This window comes from Rossellomorea sp. GCM10028870, from assembly GCF_042666755.1.
Taxonomy (GTDB): Bacteria; Bacillota; Bacilli; order Bacillales; family Bacillaceae_B; genus Rossellomorea.
Genome location: NZ_JBHTGN010000001.1, coordinates 1056621 through 1075922 on the forward strand (window position 1 = coordinate 1056621; position 19302 = coordinate 1075922).

Here is a 19302-nt window from a genome sequence, read left to right on the forward strand (position 1 = left end):
GGGAAGACCCGAGGCTTAAAGGTTACATTATGACTGTAATTTATTACGTAGAACCATTTGTAGAATTCCACCATGGCGGTAGTAGTCAACTTCTACATCGGAATCAAAACGAGCTAATACTTCAAACTCTGTTTTAGTACCATCTTCAGCTACAGCTGTAACTGTTAAGATATCACGAGGTTTAACATCGTTTGTAACATTGACAGAAATCGTTTCTCTACCCGTTAATCCTAGAGATTCAGCGCTGTCACCCTTCTTGAATTGAAGTGGAAGCACACCCATCATCACAAGGTTTGAACGGTGAATACGCTCATAGCTTTCTGCGATAACCGTTTTAATCCCAAGAAGATTTGTACCTTTCGCTGCCCAGTCACGAGAAGATCCCATTCCGTAATCTTTTCCTGCCAGTACAACCAATCCAGTACCGTCTTGTTGATACTTCATGCATGCATCATACATAGGCATCACTTCATTTTCAGGCCAGTATGTTGTGAATCCACCTTCTGTACCAGGAGCAATTTGGTTACGGATACGAATGTTTGCAAACGTACCGCGCATCATTACTTCATGGTTACCACGACGAGAACCGTAAGAGTTGAAATCACGAGGCTCAACATTATTCGCGCGCAGGTATTTCCCTGCTGGAGTGTCTTTGCCGATAGCACCTGCAGGAGAGATATGGTCAGTTGTTACAGAGTCACCAAATTTCCCTACAACACGCAGTCCATTCAACCCTTGGATATCTTCAGGAGTTGGAGCTAAACCAGTGAAGAATGAAGGGTTTTGAATGTAAGTTGAAGTTTCATCAAAGCTGTAAAGCGGTTCATTGCTTGTTTGGATTTCGTTCCAACGCTCATTCTCAGAGAATACATGCTCATATTCTCTACGGAATAATTCAGGTGTAACTGTTTGCTTCACTACGTCTTTAACTTCATCTTGAGAAGGCCAGATGTCTCTGAAGAACACATCATTACCGTCTTTGTCTTTACCAAGAGAATCCTTTTGAAGATCGATATCCACTGTACCAGCTAACGCGTATGCCACAACCAATGGTGGTGAAGCCAGATAGTTTGCTTTCACTAATGGATGAATTCGTCCTTCAAAGTTACGGTTACCTGATAGTACTGAAGTTAACAATAGATCAGCATCTGATACTGCTTTTTCAATTTCAGGACGTAATGGACCAGAGTTACCGATACATGTTGTACAACCATATCCTACAAGGTTGAAACCGATATCTTCAAGGTATGAAAGTAATCCGGAGTCTCTAAGGTACCCTGTTACAACTTTTGATCCAGGTGCAAGTGATGTTTTCACGTAGTCTGGAACATTCATTCCAAGCTCTACTGCTTTCTTGGCGACCAGGCCTGCTCCCAGCATTACGTATGGGTTAGATGTATTTGTACAGGAAGTAATGGCTGCGATCCCGATTGCACCGGTAGGCATGGAAACATCTTGACCATCTGCCGTTGTATACTTTGCTGTTTTATTGATTTCAGACTTATCAAGTCCAAATCCTTGTACGCCTTCTTTAGCTGTAATGGATTTGTGGAACATTTCTTTCATGTCAGAAAGTGGAATTAAATCCTGTGGACGTTTTGGTCCGGAAAGATTTGCTTCTACTACTGATAGATCGATTTCCACAACATCTGTGTAAGTAGGCTCTTCTTTTTCAGGTGTAAAGAACATTTCATTTTTCTTTAAGTATTCTTCAACCATCTTGATATGCGTTTCGTCGCGACCAGTTAAACGAAGGTAATCCAATGATTCTGAGTCAACTGGGAAGAAACCGCATGTTGCGCCGTATTCAGGTGCCATGTTGGCAATCGTTGCACGATCTGCAAGTGGAAGAGTGGCTACTCCTGGTCCGAAGTACTCAACGAATTTACCTACAACACCCTTTTGACGTAGAACTTGGGTTACTTTAAGAGCTAAGTCAGTAGCTGTTGCACCGTTTGGAAGTTCGCCAGTGAATTTCACACCGATTACTTCAGGGATTGGGAAATAAGAAGGCTGACCAAGCATTCCTGCTTCTGCTTCAATTCCACCAACACCCCAACCAAGTACACCGATACCATTGATCATTGTGGTATGAGAATCAGTACCGACCAATGTATCTGGATATGTTTCGAAGTCACCTTCTGTTGTTTCAACAGCGTGGACAACATTGGCCAGGTATTCTAAGTTAACCTGGTGAACGATTCCTGTTGCTGGCGGCACGGCACGATAGTTTTCAAATGCTTTTTGAGCCCAGCTTAAGAATTGGTAACGCTCAGCATTACGTTCAAATTCAAGGTCCATATTTGTTTTTAATGAATCAGCTGTACCATATTTATCTACTTGTACGGAGTGATCTATTACAAGATCAACCGGAATTTCAGGATTGATCTTTTGTGGATCTCCACCAATATCAGCCATTGCTTTACGTAAAGACGCTAAGTCAACTACTGCTGGTACACCAGTGAAATCTTGAAGGATGACACGGGAAGGTTTGAATGGAACTTCCGCATCTTTCACTTCAGTTGAGCCCCAGTTTGCTAAATTTTCAACGTGGTCTTTGTTGATCACGCGTCCGTCAAATTGACGAAGTACAGACTCGAGCAATACCTTTACACTGTAAGGTAAGCGATTAATCTTTGTTACTCCTGCTTCTTCAAGCGCTTTTAAACGATAATAATGATAACGTTTTCCTTCTAGTTCGAAAGAAGATCGTGCATTAAATACATCGTTCTTTGCCATTTCGATTCCCCCTCTAAACTACATCACACAATAAGTCGAAAAGTTTTCGTTCTAAACTAACGAACTTTTCTCACATTTACATCTTAATACAAGCGATTACATAAGTAAATAACAATAAAGTTATTGTTTTTGATAAGTTTTTCTTATCTAAAATAATAAACTCCTTTGGGTTTCTAGAAAAATATTGGTATAACAACATTTTTCCCCATGTCAAAACGTGTCAGCTGCCAGAAAATATTATTTTGAAAAAACAAATCTGTTAGCCTTTCCCTCTAATAACGGGTGGATGATGGTGGCATTCTATCCTTATGGAGGTGTTCTACAATGGCTAAACGTAAAGCTAACCATGTAATTAACGGCATGAATGCGGCAAAAGCACAAGGAAATGGTGCCGGTTACAATGAAGAGTATTCAAATGAACCATTAACTGAAGCTCAGCGTCAGTTTAATAAAAAACGCAAAACCAATCAGTAATTCAAATGTAAGGTGATGAAACTAACAGGGCTTATATACATAAGCGAATTAGTTTTGTCACCTGCATTTATGTACATGCCTTCCTCTCTTCTCCCCTACCCTATTTGTTTCAAAATAAAACCCACACTGCTTATTTAGCAGAGTGGGTTTTTTTCCGTATTATTTCTTACGATTGCCCATTTACTTCATTGACGATCGAAGACAAGTCCGATTTGAATTGTTGAAGTTGGGCTCTTTGTGTCTCTGATGCTACTTCAAGTGCATTCTCGATTTGTTGATACGCTTCGTTTACTTCATTCTTCAAGTGAGCCAGCTGTGACCCATAACTAGCTCCATCTAGTACTAGTTCATTAATTGTATTCTGTATTTCAGTAACGCTTTGTTCAGCAGCTTGATAGGCTTGTTGCTTGTTTTTATGGTAAGGCATGGATAATCTCTCCTTATTCTGAAATTAGCTTTTTTAGTATGGTCAAAATAGTTAAAAATCATACCCATGAATAAACTGTTTTCCAACATAGCATTCTAAGAACAGGAGGGATGCTTTATGAACAAAAATGATGGTAAAGATATGCGTAAGAACGCTCCAAAGCAGTCAGGACAGCCGGAGCCTTTAAGTGGATCACATAAAGTGAAGAATCGTAATCACACTCGACAAAAACAACATAGCCATCACGATATGTAAGCAATAATTAAGGTAGTGCGGAATTGTGATAACACAATACGCACTACCTTTTATGGTCTATTGCAGATTCTTTAATGCATGGATAATGTCCGATTGTTCAATGGAGGAGACAGTCCGCAGATCAAGGAGGACGGACCCTTCTTGAATTCTTGTTATGATGGAAGGGTTCCCCTTTCTGAGTTTGTCATGAATTTCTTGAGCAGACAGAATGTTATGAGAAACGGAAACAAGATAAGTATCTAATTCAACATCCGGCATCGTTCCCCCACCAATTTGGCTTTTTCCTTCGATTATCTCGAAACTGAAATCCACTTCCAGTGAATTTTCTATGAAATGGTGGGATTGCTGGAGGATATCTTCTTTTTTCCGGGTGATGGCTTCAATGGTCGGATTTTTATCCTGGACTTCCCCTTTTATATAATGCAAGAGAGTCACCTCCAAAGCTGCCAATGTCATTTTATCTATGCGGAGTACACGAGCGAGCTGATGCTTTTTAAGTTGATCGATCCATTGTTTTTTCCCTGCAATGATACCTGCCTGGGGCCCTCCCAATAATTTATCTCCACTAAAGGATACAAGGTCCGCCCCTTTTTCAATGACTGTTTTTACTACAGGTTCATTTCCGATTCCCAGTTGTCCGAAGTCGTAAAGAACTCCACTCCCTAAATCTTCATAATAAAGAATGTGTGGAAGCCGATGGGATAACTGAACAAGTTCATCGGTGGAAACGGATTCTGTAAATCCTTTTATTACAAAATTGCTTTGATGAACCTTCATGATCATGGCTGTCTCTTCACTCAATGCTTCTTCATAATCTCCTAAGTGAGTTTTGTTCGTCGTTCCCACTTCAGAGAGCAGAGCCCCGCTTTCTTCCATGATGGAAGAAATCCGAAATGATCCGCCGATTTCCACGAGCTCCCCTCTGGAAACAATCACTTCTTTATGTTTGGCAAGGGCAGAGAGAATAAGGTAAACAGCCGCTGCATTGTTATTCACAACCATGGCTGCCTCCGCACCGGTTAGATCACAGATGAATCTCTCGGCATGTGTGTGCCTAGACCCTCTTCTTCCCCCTTCAATGTCATATTCCAAATTACTGTAGTGACCTGCAATCTCTTTAACATGATCAATGGAGACTTGTCCCAATCGGGCCCGACCTAAATTCGTATGGAGGATTGTTCCAGTTGCATTGATGACTTTTAGAAGAGAAAGGGAATAGGTTTCCTTCATCATGGCATCTGCCTGTGCAAAAATCTCTTCGATAAAATCGTCTGTGAATGGATGAGGTCCTTGCCATTGTTCATTCAGCAGGGACTTACGACAGTTTGTAACCGCCTTTTTTAATAAGTCCGTCCCTCTTTCCTTGGTAAGTTGATGCTTGTTGAGGAGAGTATGGAATTGAGTGGCTTGTTGGAGTTCATGGATGGGTGGGATGTTTCTGACGAGTTGTTTCATTATTAACCCTCTTTCATTCTTTATACTGATTATAACACCCTCACCAAATAAATTAGAACGAATACAATGTGTAAAAGAAGAAGTTGGGGGTCAGGTGTAAATGAGTAAGGAAAAGGAGGGTTTCTATTTAGAGAACTGGGAGGAGAATATGAAGGATTGGTTGTTGGATCCTGCAACGGTTCAATTGGATGAACAAGAGTTTAGAGTAGAATTTCTGGATACAACGGAAGCATTCATTGTAGAAATTGAGACAGAAAATATTTGTCCAGAGGAATTGATCATTAAGAAAAATGATACTCAATTGCTTGTATCGATATTGATGAAAGACGAAATCAAGGTGAGAAATCGCACCATACGTTTTCCCTTTTGTTTAAAACAAAGGGCGATCACCTATTCAATTGAGCATCATACAATCGAAATCAATGTTCCTAAAAAAGAATGCCCCACCCCCTCATCCTTCGTTATTCGAGTCCAAGGGTTATCTCATGAGTAATCATACTCTCTAAATAGATGAGAAGGTCTGAGGTGAAAACTCAGACCTTCCTCCATGATTATAAGGAATCGATCGAAGAGATGATACGGTTGACCTCCGGGAAAACACCTGTATCCAGTTTGGAATAAATCTTTTTATCCCCTACTGAAATTTCAAAGGCGCCACCAGAGGATGGTATTAACTTTAATTCTTCAATGTCTGAGCGAAAATGGGTAAACAGTTGTTCCGCGAAACTCGCGGCTTTAGGTGCATAGTTTCATCTCATGCAAAATTCGATTGTAATCGAAACTTTTTTCATCATGAGCTTCCTCCCTTTTCTTGAGCATTTTTTGTAGGATCCCCTCTTATTATAGAGGAATTTTATGTGCAAATCATCTTATTCCCCGCCTGATTTCTAACCGCCCTTCAGTTCTCCTTTGCTCAATTGTATTTTTATCCTGTACAATTAGAATATTCATACATAAAGGGGTGAAGTGAATGAGCAGGGAAGAAATTATGCGTTTAACAGAACTTTCTTCAAAAGCTGGCTGAGGCTGTAAAATTAGTCCTAGTGACTTGACGCAAGTTTTGCGTCAGCTACCCCCTCAACCATTTACCGAAGCATTATTAGTAGGAACCGAATCATCAGACGATGGTGGTATCTATCAACTGACAGATGAACTTGCAATGGTACAAACCGTAGACTATTTCACCCCGATTGTAGATGACCCTTACCAATTTGGTCAAATCGCAGCTGCCAACGCGCTAAGTGACGTCTATGCAATGGGTGGAACGCCGAAAACCGTTTTAAATATCGTAGGCTTTCCAATTAAAAAGCTTGGAAGTGAAGTACTTGCTGAAATCTTGTCAGGTGCACAATGTAAAGTAATCGAAGCGGGTGCTGTGACGGTCGGTGGCCATTCCATCGACGATCAAGAGCCTAAATTTGGGTTAAGCGTAACGGGAATCGTTCACCCGAAAAAGTATTGGACGAATAATGGTGCCAAAGAAGGAGACGTTATTGTTCTTACAAAACCATTAGGAGTAGGGATTTTAACGACAGGCATCAAACGGCAAGTGGTGACAGAAGATCAAAAAAAAGATGTGATCGAAGTCATGAGCACGTTAAATAAATTAGCTTCAGAAGTATTACTGGCCTACCATCCGAATGCAGTGACAGATGTAACAGGCTTTGGTTTATTGGGCCACGCCTATGAAATGGCTAAAGGCAGTAATGTGTCCATCCAGTTCTCATACTCCTCCATTCCCCTTTTAGACGGGACGAAAGAATTAGCAGCCCAAGGGGTCATTCCTGGTGGATCCAAAGCGAACCATAAGTGGCTTGAAGAAAAAGTTTTCTATGATCCGGGTCTCAAACAGGAAGATCAATGGATCGTATGTGACGCGATAACTTCAGGGGGATTATTAGTGAGTTTGCCTGAGGATGAAGGAGAAAAGTATATAGAGGAATTACGTCTTCACTCGGTATCAGCAAGCATAATTGGTAGGGTGCAAACGAAACAGGACTGGAGTATTCTGGTTGAAAAATAAGAAAGCGGTGACTCCTTTTGAGAGAAGTAGATTTCTGCTACTAGCTTTCTAAAGGAACACCGCTTATTTCTCTTCATTCATTTTGAGGAATTGTCCAATTATTTTCTTTGACAAAATTCTAACATGATAAGGGAATCGGTTATTTTCTTTTGAGTAAGAATTGAACCAGATGACCTTATCATCTAACACAATGAACGGTATGATCGTTTTGGATTTTTCAAATATGATGCTCATTCCCGAGTGCAAAGGGCTGCCGTCTTTACATAAGAGTATGACGTTTTTCTCCCTTGATACAGTTATTAATACGCTCATTATATCTCCCGGGATATCTTTGATATGCTCCACATTCACTACGATTGTTTGTTTTGCTGCGTGAAGATCCTTCACCAGTTTACGGTGATCGTTCAAATCAATCCACTTCATTTTTTTAGTTGAAAGAGGAGTGAGTGTTGAACTTGTTTCCTTATGCCCCTTCTTTTGAAGGTGCTTGATGAATTGATGAACCGGTTTGGATGAATGAGTCTTCTCCTGGATAAATTGATCGTTTCCAATAAGAACAAACTTCCCCCTCGCCCGGGTTATCGCAACATTAAGTAGTCTATCGCTTCCGTTTCGGGTTAGTAACGCCCCAGGCTTTCCATGGGAAACCCCATCCACGAGATCAAATAAGATCATGTCATTTTCTGATCCTTGAAAACCATGAACTGTAGCGGCATATAAATCAGTTTGAGAATGTGTGCTCTTTACCAATTCATCTAGTAAAAGGTTATACCAATTCGCTTGAATACGGTAGGGAGTTACTATCCCGATAGATTGAATTCCATCCTCGATTGCTTGCAGAGTAAGTTGGATCGTTACTAAGCTTGATAGGACATTCCAACGTGAGCCTTTTTGAACCTCTGCCCATTCAGTCCCTTCTTTCAGTGAAAATAATACCGCTCCATGTGATGGGAAAGGATTTTTATTCGTAATCTCAGCTCTCTTCAATCGTACCGAATGGTGATCGCCTACCTTAGAATGGTAGATATATTGATTGGTAAATGCCGAAATACTGGGATGCATTCGCCGCTGTTCTGGAAGTAATAATAACTGAGGGTGATCCTGTCCCCTATCAACGGCATGTGCAACCTGAGCCGCATGAAAGATGTCTTCCTTCAGCCATTTGGTTACCATCGGATGGAAGGATGTAGAAATAGGTGGGAGCTGTTTGAAATCCCCGCAGATTATGATCTTCTTTCCCAGGGATGCAGCGAATGCTACCTGAGGTATATAGGCCATACTTGCTTCATCAACAATAACAAGGTCAAATTCTTCTTCATAAAGAATACCATCAATCGCAGCTTTTGAGAGAGTCGTCCCGATGACCTTTGCATCAATAACAAGCTCCCCTTCTCTTCGTTTAAACTTTTCTTTGATTTTTTGATAATGAACCTCAAGCTGTGACAACCGTTCTGAATCATAACTTGAATACGTTTTAGCCAGTTTATTTTTTAACCTTTTCCGGTAGGTTTCGACCTTTCCTTTTTCCTCTGCAAGGGTGGGGTCTAGTTGTTCTAATAATTGAAGTACGCTTAAATCTGTAATATTTTCACTATACACTTTCCGGTTGGTCCCATAACGTAAAACTTCTCCTGCTTTCCACCGATTATGGCTGCTGAGGAAGTGGTGCATTTCCTCTATTAAGACATCAACTGCTGCATTACTATGGGAAAGAAGCAGCACTTTTTTTCCTTCTGAATAATGATAAGCGGCTACTCTGGCGAGCGTATAGGTCTTTCCTGTTCCAGGCGGTCCCCATACATACGTAACAGGATTATACTTACTGCGTACGTATGCTTCATGTAAAGGGTTTTTAAAAGTAGATTTCGGATGTCTTGTGTCTTTCGGTGGATTCATCACATTCTGAATACGCAGTGTTTTTCCATGGCGCTCTTTTGCTTCGTCCAATCGTTCTATTAGCTTTTCTAATATTTCCCATGGTTCGTGCAATATTTGACCATAAGAAATAGTGTCTCCAAGGAATCGTTCGAGCTCAATAATGCACTCTCGTTCCTCTGAACTAATCACCACACCTGTGATTGTAGATTGCTTTCTCTTGTAAACTACGCTCCCTCCTTCTGGTAACGAAGCAGGATAACTAAGGGTGAACCAATAAATATAGGCATTTTCTTCTTTGCGGATACATCGGCCTTCTTCTATCAAAACGCCTGAGTTTTCCCGGTTTTTTAGTTGTAGAATTTCCATATCAAGAGCGGTTTTCCATTCTTCTATCATTTCGATTATTTTCAATTAAATCACCTTTATCATCCGTAAAAATCACGAACCTTATCATAACAATTTATTAAGTGTGTGTATACGATCAAGGACTTATTGGAAATTTTTATTGGTGGCAGAGGGACTCATAAGAGTATGTTCATCAATTGGCGTACCAATTCACAAAGGAAAAATCAAAAAAAAAAAACCGAAATAGAATCCGGTTCTTTTTTTAAAACAGATTTAGAAATCACATAGCCTTGTCTGACTCCTCTTCTTCCTTTTCTATAAATCGGTCTGCGTAGTATAGAACATCTTCAACATATTTGTCACTATGATTGTAGGCAAATACGGCTTGTTCGATTTTCCCATCTGCTGCTCCATTTCGTGCTAAATAGTTGGCAGCACTGAATACTGCATCCTCAATTTGAAAAGGATCGGCTATTCCATCTCCGTTTGCATCAACCCCATAGCCACCGTACTTTTCAATGACGTCAGGGTCTGTTTTTTGGTCTGAAGGGATGTTTCCCTTTCCCAGACCTGAGCACGTTGGATGGGACCAGCCCACAAAGGTACAAGGCATAAACTGCATGTGTCCCTCTGCACCTGCTGGGGAGACAAGAGTCTTCATGGTTGAAAATTTCGTTTCAACCCGGTGATGGGCAGCCAGTAAGTACCATGGTACCCCATATTCTTCTTGGGCAGCTTTATAGATGGGAATATATTCGGCTGGGACCTCTTCTTTACCCAATGATGACAGGTTATAAGAGACCTCTCCACTATATACAGTATAATAGATAACTAAGATGATGATGGGGATAAGGACGATCGTAAATGGTGAGGATCGTTTTTTCTTACTGGGACGCTTTTTCTTTGTGATTTTTTTGGTCATTCAGGTTCGATCCTTTACAAGAATATTGATTCCACTTGTATTTTAATATGAGATTTAATCCATGACAATCCAATATGTATAAATAAAAAAGATGACCCCAAAAGTCAGTTCTTTCTTCACCGGATGTTGGTAGAGAAATCATCGACTATGGTCGGGGTCACCTAACCATTATTTATTGTTAACAAACAAACGCTGCTCCAACGATAATTAATAGGATGAATAATACTACGATTAACGCAAAGCCACCAGCGTAGCCACCACCGCAGCCATATCCATATCCAGGGTATCCATATCCATACATCATCAGTCACCTCCAGTTATCTTACTACGATATTAATGTATGTAGTGGACAAATTGTAGGTTAATTAAAATCTTTATTCATTTTTTGACTATGAAATGCATTTGTAGCAGATTGCCTATGAACAGTGGGTTTTGCTGTTTATGGAGGAGCGGAAAATGAGTAAAATGTCTAGATAAGAACTCCTCGATATGCAAAAAGAGCGCCTGGGGTAGCTCCAGGCGCTCAAGGATTTTACATATGCTCTTTAGGTTCTTTCGTTTTTCTTGGCTTAGGTTTGATGTATAATCCAAGCTCTTTTTTCTCTTGATTCAGTGATTTATACAGAGACAGCATCATCAGGGCCATAATGACCGAGAATGGCAGCGCTGCAACAATTAATGCATTTTGTAAAGCCTGTAATCCTCCACTATAGAGCAGGATTAATGCAACAGTAGACTGAGCAAGTCCCCAAGTTAACTTCACATAGTTTGGCGGAGTTAATGATCCATAGGTAGTTTGCATCCCCAGAACAAAGGTAGCTGAGTCAGCAGACGTAATGAAGAATGTTCCGATCAATGTGATGGCAATGACTGAAAGGATCGTTGACCATTCGAATCCATTAAATACAGCAAACAATACCTCTTCTGTATTTAGTCCTGATAAATCTGTTCCTGCTTGTTGAATTTCAATGGCAGATGTACCAAAAGTAGCGAACCAAATGAAACTGACTAAAGCGGGAAGCAATAGCACACCGATTAAGAATTCACGAATGGTTCTACCTCGTGATACACGTGCGATGAAGATTCCGACGAATGGAGACCAGGAAATCCACCATGCCCAATAGAAAATCGTCCAGCCATTGATCCAGCCGCGATGCTCTTCATTTAATGGGGCGATCCGGAAACTCATGGCAGCGATGTTTTGAATATAAGCACCAATTGTATCAGTGAACATATTCAGGATGAGCAATGTAGGCCCGATAAAGAACATTAACACGAACAGTCCAATTGCCAATACCATATTCGTATTAGATAGATATTTAATTCCCTTACTTAATCCTGACCATGCCGATATCATAAATAAGACGGTTACAACCGCAATGATAATGAATTGAACGGTGAAATTATTTGGAACTCCCAGTAAATATGAAAGTCCTCCGTTAATTTGTGCTGCACCGAACCCAAGCGTTGTGGCAACACCGACAACAGTGGCGAATACAGCCAATACATCGATGACCGTTCCCAGTGGACCGTTCACTTTATCTCCAAAGATCGGTCTCAACGTAGCTGATATTAAACCAGGTTCATCTTTACGGAATTTATAATAAGCTAGTGCTAAAGCGACAATCGCATAGATCGCCCAAGCATGTATTCCCCAGTGGAAGAACGTATAACGCATTGATTCCTTGATCGCCTGATTCGTTCCACCTTCTGCAAGTGGGGGCGTCAAATAGTGTGACAGGGGCTCTGCTGCCCCCCAGAATACTAAACCGATTCCCATCCCTGCACTAAACAACATGGCGAACCATGTTCCTTTCGTGTACTCAGGTTTCTCGTCTGGCTTTCCTAATCTAATCGTTCCAATTGGACTAAAGATCAAGAATACGCAGAAAATAACAATCACTGTTACTAAAATAAGATAATACCAACCGAATGTTGAGGTAATAAAGCTTTGCATATCAGCTGTTACATTTTCGAATGACTTTGGCGCGATGACACCATAGGCAACAGAAGCTGCAACTAATGCAACGGTAATCCAGAAAACATTTGATATCCTCTTCATAAAATTCTCCTTTCCATTTTCAATGTATTTTTGCTCTTTTCTGAATGAAGGTAACGAAAGCCGGATTAAGGGTGTTTGTCATAGTATGTACACCTGCGGCAATAATCTTCATCGTGAAAGAGTCTCAGTTAATGCAGCTGGGAATATGTGCATTCTGAGGAATGTGGAGGAATGATTACTTATTACCTATTCCCTCACGACACTCTCATAAAACCAACATTTGTTACCCTATCAGAAAAAAGTTTAACTTTGCAAGTGATAACCATTATATTTTTTTATAGTGTTTGTCATTTAAACGTTTTCATTCCTATTCTTTTTTTGAAGTTAAAGCCCATTTAGGAATTTTCGAGCTTGAGAAACTGGAAATGAAAACGCGTTATATTCCGTTAAAATAAATCGGGTTGACAATCATGTTTTAACTGTTTTATAGGAAGAAAAAGTATTTAAGTCGATATAATTAAAGGTTTCTCTATAATACTTGAAGTAATAAATGGGAATTCTGGATGAAGTACCTGTAGTAATTTTCATGTATCGGTGAATATTAATTAAAAAATGTACGGGAGGAGGTCCAATCATGAAAAACAAGCAAAAGAATTCTCAACATGAAGCAGCAGAAAAATTAGCTCAACAACAAATGGGTGAGGAAATTGAGATGAAATCAGTAGCTCCTTCTGCTAGAAAAGGGTCTGACGTTCAAGGGAAATAGTTTTTTTATACAAAAAGGACGCCTGAATCGGCGTCCTGACTATTCGTTACTCTTCAATAATTTTCACTTTAACATCCTGTACACCATATTTAAGGGCATCTTTTTCTTTTTCCATATAGATGTCGATACGTTTTCCTTTAATGGCTCCACCTGTATCTTCTGCACGGGCATAACCGTATCCTTCTACATACACCTTAGACCCCAGTGGAATGACACTTGGATCGACGGCAATGACTCTTGCATCAGGGTTCTCGATTAAGTCAACACCCGTCTTTGTGATACCGATACAGCCTTCACAATATGCTGTGTACGCAGTGGCTGTTACATTAACCTCTTTCACCACATTATCCTGAGAATCCTCAGAAGACTTTGTATCTGCTGATTTAACCTCTTGTTGTTCTTCTGATTCGTTATTCACAGTTATACCTTCTTCTAAAAGTTGTTGGCGTGTCCCAACTTCATCTATCGAAACATGATATCGATTTGCAATCTCCCAAAGAATATCGCCTTTTTCAATATTATGATAATCATTCATTGCAGTATCGTTTGAATCTGCATAGGCAGAAGTAAGTCCGATTGTTAATAAAACTGTGAAGGAAAAAATGGAAAATAATACTTTTTTCATCTTGTGTAATTCCTCCTTTTGTGTTTTGTCTATGAAACCAACATTTGAAATAGTAACATAGACTTACCTCAGACGCATAACAAACTGGTTATAAACCGATAACAATTAGATGACAAGCGTGTAATATTTATTGTTTTCTGGCGATTCAGCTGGAAGTGTTTCTAACTCTTTCAATTGAAGGGAAATATTAGTTGGAAGAATGGAAAGATAACTAGTATCGAAGGGATTTATTTAGAAGGTTATAACATGTTCATCTTGGGTTTTTAGATTAACTCTACAAAAAAAACCACTGAGAATGATTTCTCAGTGGTTTCAATCTATTATTTAGTTTCGAGGATTTTTACGTTAACTGATTTTCTGCCCCAATCAACTGCTTGATCTTTTGACGGAATGAATACGTCGATTCGATTCCCTTTAATCGCTCCGCCAGTGTCTTCTGCAGTTGCATAGCCGTATCCTTCAACATATACTTTTGATCCTAGTGGAATTACATTCGGATCAACTGCAATCACTTTTGCATCAGGATTTTCTAAAAGGTTAACGCCAGTTGCTGTCGTACCTGAGCAACCTTCACAACTTGCTGTGTAAGCAGTTGCTTCTACTGTGATTTCCTTTACAGCTTCCTCTTGAGGAGCTGGTTCTTCTGCTGCAGCTTCTTCTTTAGCAGGTTGTGCTTCAGCTGGTTCTGCTGCAGGCGCTTCAGCTTCTGGAGCTACTTCTGCTGTTTCTTCTTGAGCAGGGGCTGCTGCTTGCTCAGAAGTATTTGCAGTAGCTGAAGGTGCTTTTTTATCTTCTAAATTGATGACTAACTCTTGTCCTGGGACAATCAGGTCACTCTCAAGTGCGTTCCAGCCTATTAAACTGTCGACGGAAACACCATATTGTGAAGAAATTCCCCAGAGTGTGTCACCTTTTTTAACTGTATAGTACTCTTTTGATGATACCTTGAGTTCTTGATCAGGGTAGATTAAGTGTGAATTTAAATTGTTCCATTTCATGAGTTGATCAACGGATGTACCGTACTCCTGCGCAATTCCCCAGAGTGTGTCACCTTTTTTAACTTCGATGTCTTGTGCTGAAGCGCTAGCTCCACCAGACACTGCAAGTGTAGTAAATGCAGCCACAGAAATAATCGATTTTTTTAGTTTCATAGAAAAATTCCTCCTTATGTAGCTAGCGGTTTATTTATTTTTGCTAACAGGGAAAATACTAACATAGTAAAATCTCAAATCAATAACAGGAACTTTAATATCGTGCGTCAAGAATATTTCACGACTGTAATAGAAAGCGATTTCCTGTATAAACTATCATATAGAGGAATACTATGGGAATTATTAATGAAAATAATAGATGTAAAGGATATTTATGGATAAAATAGCGGAAAGGTTCTATTCTGTTTGAAGGGTGAAAAAATAGATCCTGTTATCTTTTTTGTACTTAATAAATTGAAGAAGAGCATTATTTTTGTTTGATGAAGAGGGTTCAGTTTTTTAGAATGAGGCTCTTTTCGTATAGTTTGCTATTGTAGAGGAGAAAGTACTAGTTGATTTCCGCTCCAGGATGCTCGCTTTCCGCGGGGCTGGCGGTGAGCCTCCTCGGCTGCGCCTCCGGGGTCTCACCTGTCCAGCTATTCCCGCAGGAGTCGATCATCCTGCAGCGAGAATCAACTTTCTGAGCATATATCCTTAATGGAAATCAATAAAAACAAGAACTTTAGCAAACCATCTCATTTAAGGTAAGTAGAGATTAATCTTCCTTTTAAGTAAAAAAGAAATATTTTTTCTAGTTACTTTGTCATCTTCCACACTTTGAAGCTCTGTCATGAAAATCCTGTTAAAGATGGTGAAGGGAACTGCGCAGTCTCCGGCGGATTTTGGGCGTGCCGAGACCCCGTTCGGCTAAGCCGAGGAAGCTCTGCCGAACGCTAGCTGCAAGCGGAGCAGTTCCCCTCACCATCCAGCATAAACTGGTTGACAGAACCCTGGCAGGTTCTATGGTAAAACAACAATCTTTTCGAAAAGAGCCTAGAATAAAGAAGATTTAATCTTAACAAGGTAGAAGATTGCCTCTATACTATAAGAAGAAATGTTTAAACTAGGGGATGACAATGATGGAAAATATGGAAGAAAATATCGTACTTTATAAAGATGAGCCGGATGAACATAGCGGTCGCTGTGAATGTGGCAACAATATTTTCAAATCCCGAGTATTAGATGGAAAGTTTTATCGAAAGTGTCAAGAATGCGGTAAAACGAAAATCGTTTGATAAAAAAAGGAAACCGACTTGTATTCGGTTTCCTTTTTTATGTGTTCATTTTATGAATGTTCGTGGAACCAAACTGAACCAATCCGTCAGTGGTATGATTTAACTGCCTAAACTAATCGTTTTCCTACATATCACCCATGTTGTTATACAAAACATATACAAAAAGAGGGACGGACCATTGATCCTAGGAGCTACTCCCAGGAATCAAAGGTCCGTCCCTCACTGCTTTACTGTGTTAAAATGATTGGCTCGTCTTTGGTGATGATGATGGTGTGTTCGATTTGGGCAACCAGGCTGTTGTCGGGGGTGATGTAGGTCCAGCCGTCGCCTTTTTCGATTACGTTTTGTGCTTTGGTTGAGATAAAGGGTTCAAATGCGATGACCATTCCTTCTTTTAGAAGGGCATTATCCCATGGGTCGAAGTAATTTAAGATGTGATCAGGTTTCTCATGTAGAGAGCGGCCAACGCCATGACCAGTCAAGTTCATAATCACAGTATAACCATTTTTTCTTGCTTCATTATTAACCGCTTTGCCGATTCCGTTTTGTTTAGAGCCGGCTCTTGCTTTTTGAAGTCCCGCATGGAATGCTTTTGATGCCGCTTCACATAAATCCGTAAGCTTAGGGTCTCCCTCTCCTACAACAAATGAAATTCCTGTATCGGCATAATACCCATTCTTAGAGCCAGATACGTCTATATTGATAAGGTCACCTTCGTTAATCACTCGATCCCCGGGAATCCCATGAGCCACTTCCTCATTTACACTAATACATGTGAAACCAGGAAAATCATATTCTCCTTTAGGACCTGAAATCGCTCCGTTTTCTTCAAACAGTCTTCCGGCAATCTCGTCAAGCTCTTTAGTCGTTACTCCAGGCTTTGTCTGAGATCGTAATTCATCACGTATCATAGCCACAATGCGGCCGATTTCTTTTAACGCTTTTAAATCTTCATCAGTTTTGACAATCATAATATCTTCCTTCTCTTTTTTGATATTTCACCTTCCCTTACTATACCGAAACACACTCTGTTTTTAAAGGGAAAGCTGTTGTAAGGATAGACTTCATGCGATTTCTTCAATCTTCTCAAGTCTCTTTTCGTGAACAGGGTTACTATAGATTCAAAGGAATTGCTCTGTTCAATTAATATGATGCGTGATTATAATGATACGCTCCTTCACCTCACTATATTAAACAAAAAGGAAAAGAATAGGGATGACGAAGGACATGATCGTGGCGGTTAATGCCATAGCGGCACCACTTACTGCCCCTTCCCTTTCCCCCTCTTTAATGGCCTGTGCCGTTCCCACCCCATGGGAAATCACTCCAAATGGCAGTCCCTTTGCGATAGGATGCTTCACTCCCAACCATTTTAAAGTGGATGGGATGATCATAGCTCCGAACATCCCCGTCACAATGACCACCGTGGGAATGACTTCTATATTTGCCCCAATAACCTTCCCAATATCAACGGCTACGGGCGTTGTGATGGTTTTGATAAGCAATGAGCGATTCCATTCAGAAGGGATCCCCAGCCACATACTGAAATAATAAGAAACAAGGATAGACATTCCACTTCCTGTGATAATACCGAATAGTATAGGCTGTACGTGCTGTACTAATAACTTTCGGTGCTGATATAGGGGAAACGCCAGGGCAACAGTAGCAGGTCCAAGTAAATACGTTATGAAAGAAGTGAAGTCTGCATACTGTTCATACGAAATATCCACGAACAATAATGTGACCACAACAGCAATCGTACTAATAAATATAGGAATCGTTAAGGGGCTTGGCCAAAGACGGTGAATCTTTACACCGATGATAAAATAAAATACCGTTATGCATATTGCCAGTAGGGAACTAATGAGATGGATCATGTTTTCGTTTCTCCTTCCATCTTATTAAACGCTCTGCTGATAATGATGTAGCAATGAAACCAATCATTCCACTAATGACAAGAATGACAACCAGTTTCCAGCCAAATTCAATAAAATATGGCCCCAGAACCATGGCGCTAACCGACAGTGGAAGAAAAAAGAAAGAGAAGTGTCTAAGAAAGAACCCTGAACCGTCCAATAATAATCTTTCTTTCAACACGCCTGTAAATAATAATAGGAACAAAAAAAGCATCCCGATAATGCTGCCGGGAATCGGTAAGTGAAAGAAGTCTGTACACCACTTTCCAACTTCATAAAATAAACATAGAATGGTCATTTGAATGATTACCCTAATAACCTGCATGAGCTTCTCCTCTCGTCTTATGCTTCTCACGATTTTATCACAAATGGTTGGTGAAAAGAGAATATAGTAGAAGAGAAAAAAGAGCATGGGCTCTCATTCACCCATGCTCTTTAGAAAATATTATATGACTTCCTCATAAATAGAGCTCCATTTCAGTTTTCATTCAGCTGATATGATCTTATAATACTTTAACGAAGGCTTCCGCTGTTGATTGACTGGATTGTGGATTCTGACCTGTCACGAACTTACCGTCCGTCATAACATGGTCACTCCAAGCCTCTGATTTTTCAAATTGAGCTCCTTGCTCTCTTAATTTTGTTTCTAATAAGAAAGGCATCAATGAATCAAGGCCCGTTTGTTGTTCTTCTTCATTCGTGAATCCAGTTAAGCTTTTTCCATCGACCAACCATTTGCCATTTGATAATTTCGTTCCAACAAATCCTGCTGGACCGTGGCAGACGGCACCAATGGCTTTGTTGTTTTCAGCAAAATGAGCCAGTGCCTGTTGAAGCTCTGGACTCTCAGGCAGATCAAACATCGTCCCATGTCCTCCTGGTAAGAAGATGCCAGCATATTCGTTTACATTTAATTGTGAAAGAACCATCGTTTGGTCAAGTTCCTTAGTGACACCCTTCCACTTCTCCACTTGTTCATCATCCAGACTGTTAGGATCTAATGGAATGCGCCCGCCTTTTAAACTAGCCACATCTACACCGAATCCTTGATTCTTAAATTCTTCATATGGTTCTGCGAACTCAGATAACCAAAGACCTGTTTCGTGTTCATCATCAATTTTGCTTTCATTTGTTAAGACCATTAATATCTTTTTCAATGTATACCCTCCATTTTTAAATAGCTGATTCCCTACCCTTTTGTTTTATCCA

19 protein-coding genes and 1 pseudogene are annotated in these 19302 nt (G+C 40.2%); 6 read left to right on the top strand and 14 right to left on the bottom strand.

The features are described from left to right. Positions 1-27 precede the first annotated feature (27 nt). Complete coding sequence (gene acnA, locus ACFQWC_RS05555) at positions 28-2739, bottom strand: aconitate hydratase AcnA (RefSeq protein WP_299737103.1); 2712 nt, start codon at positions 2737-2739, stop codon at positions 28-30. A gap of 324 nt (positions 2740-3063) precedes the next feature. Here acnA and sspO point away from each other — a divergent pair, with 324 nt between their 5' ends. Next, complete coding sequence (sspO, locus tag ACFQWC_RS05560; protein WP_044337000.1) at positions 3064-3213, top strand: small acid-soluble spore protein O; 150 nt, start codon at positions 3064-3066, stop codon at positions 3211-3213. Between the two features lie 166 nt (positions 3214-3379). On the opposite strand, the gene ACFQWC_RS05565 is transcribed toward sspO, so the two are convergent. Continuing rightward, a complete protein-coding gene (locus tag ACFQWC_RS05565) occupies positions 3380-3640 on the bottom strand; it encodes a hypothetical protein (RefSeq protein ID WP_299737100.1) in 261 nt (86 codons plus the stop codon). A gap of 117 nt (positions 3641-3757) precedes the next feature. Between ACFQWC_RS05565 and ACFQWC_RS05570 the strand changes: the two genes are divergently transcribed. Continuing rightward, positions 3758-3895, top strand: a complete 138-nt coding sequence (locus ACFQWC_RS05570) for a small acid-soluble spore protein P (protein WP_044337002.1) — start codon at positions 3758-3760, stop codon at positions 3893-3895. 57 nt (positions 3896-3952) lie between these two features. On the opposite strand, the gene selA is transcribed toward ACFQWC_RS05570, so the two are convergent. Next, the gene (gene selA, locus ACFQWC_RS05575; protein WP_377106393.1) at positions 3953-5350 is read right to left on the bottom strand and encodes an L-seryl-tRNA(Sec) selenium transferase; all 1398 of its coding nucleotides are present in this window, start codon (positions 5348-5350) and stop codon (positions 3953-3955) included. Positions 5351-5450: 100 nt separating this feature from the next. On the opposite strand from selA, the gene ACFQWC_RS05580 reads away from it, so the two are divergent. Next, positions 5451-5843, top strand: coding sequence for an Hsp20/alpha crystallin family protein (locus tag ACFQWC_RS05580; protein ID WP_299737095.1), 393 nt, complete (start codon positions 5451-5453; stop codon positions 5841-5843). Between the two features lie 58 nt (positions 5844-5901). Here ACFQWC_RS05580 and ACFQWC_RS05585 read toward each other — a convergent pair. Beyond that, positions 5902-6087: pseudogene (locus ACFQWC_RS05585) on the bottom strand (Rdx family protein); the annotation flags it as partial. A 233-nt stretch (positions 6088-6320) separates the two neighbouring features. Between ACFQWC_RS05585 and selD the strand changes: the two are divergent. Continuing rightward, on the top strand, positions 6321-7373 hold the full coding sequence (gene selD, locus ACFQWC_RS05590; RefSeq protein ID WP_377106396.1) for a selenide, water dikinase SelD: 1053 nt from the start codon (positions 6321-6323) through the stop codon (positions 7371-7373). 63 nt (positions 7374-7436) lie between these two features. Here the strand turns inward: selD and ACFQWC_RS05595 are convergent, their stop codons facing one another. From ACFQWC_RS05595 to ACFQWC_RS05610, 4 genes are all read right to left on the bottom strand, one after another. Continuing rightward, positions 7437-9662 carry an AAA domain-containing protein gene (locus tag ACFQWC_RS05595; protein ID WP_377106398.1) on the bottom strand — a complete coding sequence of 742 codons (2226 nt, stop codon included), beginning with the start codon at positions 9660-9662 and terminating at the stop codon, positions 7437-7439. A gap of 214 nt (positions 9663-9876) precedes the next feature. Then, complete coding sequence (locus ACFQWC_RS05600) at positions 9877-10518, bottom strand: lytic transglycosylase domain-containing protein (protein ID WP_299737089.1); 642 nt, start codon at positions 10516-10518, stop codon at positions 9877-9879. A gap of 178 nt (positions 10519-10696) precedes the next feature. Beyond that, positions 10697-10819: a YjcZ family sporulation protein gene (locus ACFQWC_RS05605; protein ID WP_172655644.1), complete on the bottom strand. Its 123-nt coding sequence runs from the start codon at positions 10817-10819 to the stop codon at positions 10697-10699. Positions 10820-11050: 231 nt separating this feature from the next. Beyond that, complete coding sequence (locus ACFQWC_RS05610) at positions 11051-12580, bottom strand: glycine betaine uptake BCCT transporter (protein ID WP_299737087.1); 1530 nt, start codon at positions 12578-12580, stop codon at positions 11051-11053. Between the two features lie 574 nt (positions 12581-13154). Here ACFQWC_RS05610 and ACFQWC_RS05615 point away from each other — a divergent pair. After that, positions 13155-13286, top strand: a complete 132-nt coding sequence (locus ACFQWC_RS05615) for a hypothetical protein (protein ID WP_299737084.1) — start codon at positions 13155-13157, stop codon at positions 13284-13286. 46 nt (positions 13287-13332) lie between these two features. On the opposite strand, the gene ACFQWC_RS05620 is transcribed toward ACFQWC_RS05615, so the two are convergent. Then, positions 13333-13911, bottom strand: coding sequence for a 3D domain-containing protein (locus ACFQWC_RS05620; protein ID WP_299737081.1), 579 nt, complete (start codon positions 13909-13911; stop codon positions 13333-13335). A gap of 320 nt (positions 13912-14231) precedes the next feature. Next, positions 14232-15062 (bottom strand): 3D domain-containing protein, encoded by an 831-nt coding sequence (locus ACFQWC_RS05625; protein ID WP_299737078.1) that lies wholly within the window; start codon positions 15060-15062, stop codon positions 14232-14234. A 956-nt stretch (positions 15063-16018) separates the two neighbouring features. On the opposite strand from ACFQWC_RS05625, the gene ACFQWC_RS05630 reads away from it, so the two are divergent. Further along, positions 16019-16177 carry a DUF8096 family protein gene (locus ACFQWC_RS05630; RefSeq protein ID WP_299737076.1) on the top strand — a complete coding sequence of 53 codons (159 nt, stop codon included), beginning with the start codon at positions 16019-16021 and terminating at the stop codon, positions 16175-16177. A 227-nt stretch (positions 16178-16404) separates the two neighbouring features. Here ACFQWC_RS05630 and map read toward each other — a convergent pair whose 3' ends face one another. From map to ACFQWC_RS05650, 4 genes are all read right to left on the bottom strand, one after another. Further along, on the bottom strand, positions 16405-17148 hold the full coding sequence (map, locus tag ACFQWC_RS05635) for a type I methionyl aminopeptidase (protein ID WP_299737075.1): 744 nt from the start codon (positions 17146-17148) through the stop codon (positions 16405-16407). Positions 17149-17367: 219 nt separating this feature from the next. Then, positions 17368-18054, bottom strand: a complete 687-nt coding sequence (locus ACFQWC_RS05640; protein ID WP_299737073.1) for an LrgB family protein — start codon at positions 18052-18054, stop codon at positions 17368-17370. Then, entirely contained in the window at positions 18038-18418 is a 381-nt protein-coding gene (locus ACFQWC_RS05645; protein ID WP_299737072.1) for a CidA/LrgA family protein, read from the bottom strand. Before ACFQWC_RS05645 ends, ACFQWC_RS05640 begins: the two co-directional genes overlap by 17 nt. 178 nt (positions 18419-18596) lie before the next feature. Continuing rightward, positions 18597-19250 carry a type 1 glutamine amidotransferase domain-containing protein gene (locus ACFQWC_RS05650; protein WP_341356407.1) on the bottom strand — a complete coding sequence of 218 codons (654 nt, stop codon included), beginning with the start codon at positions 19248-19250 and terminating at the stop codon, positions 18597-18599. Positions 19251-19302: the final 52 nt, after the last annotated feature.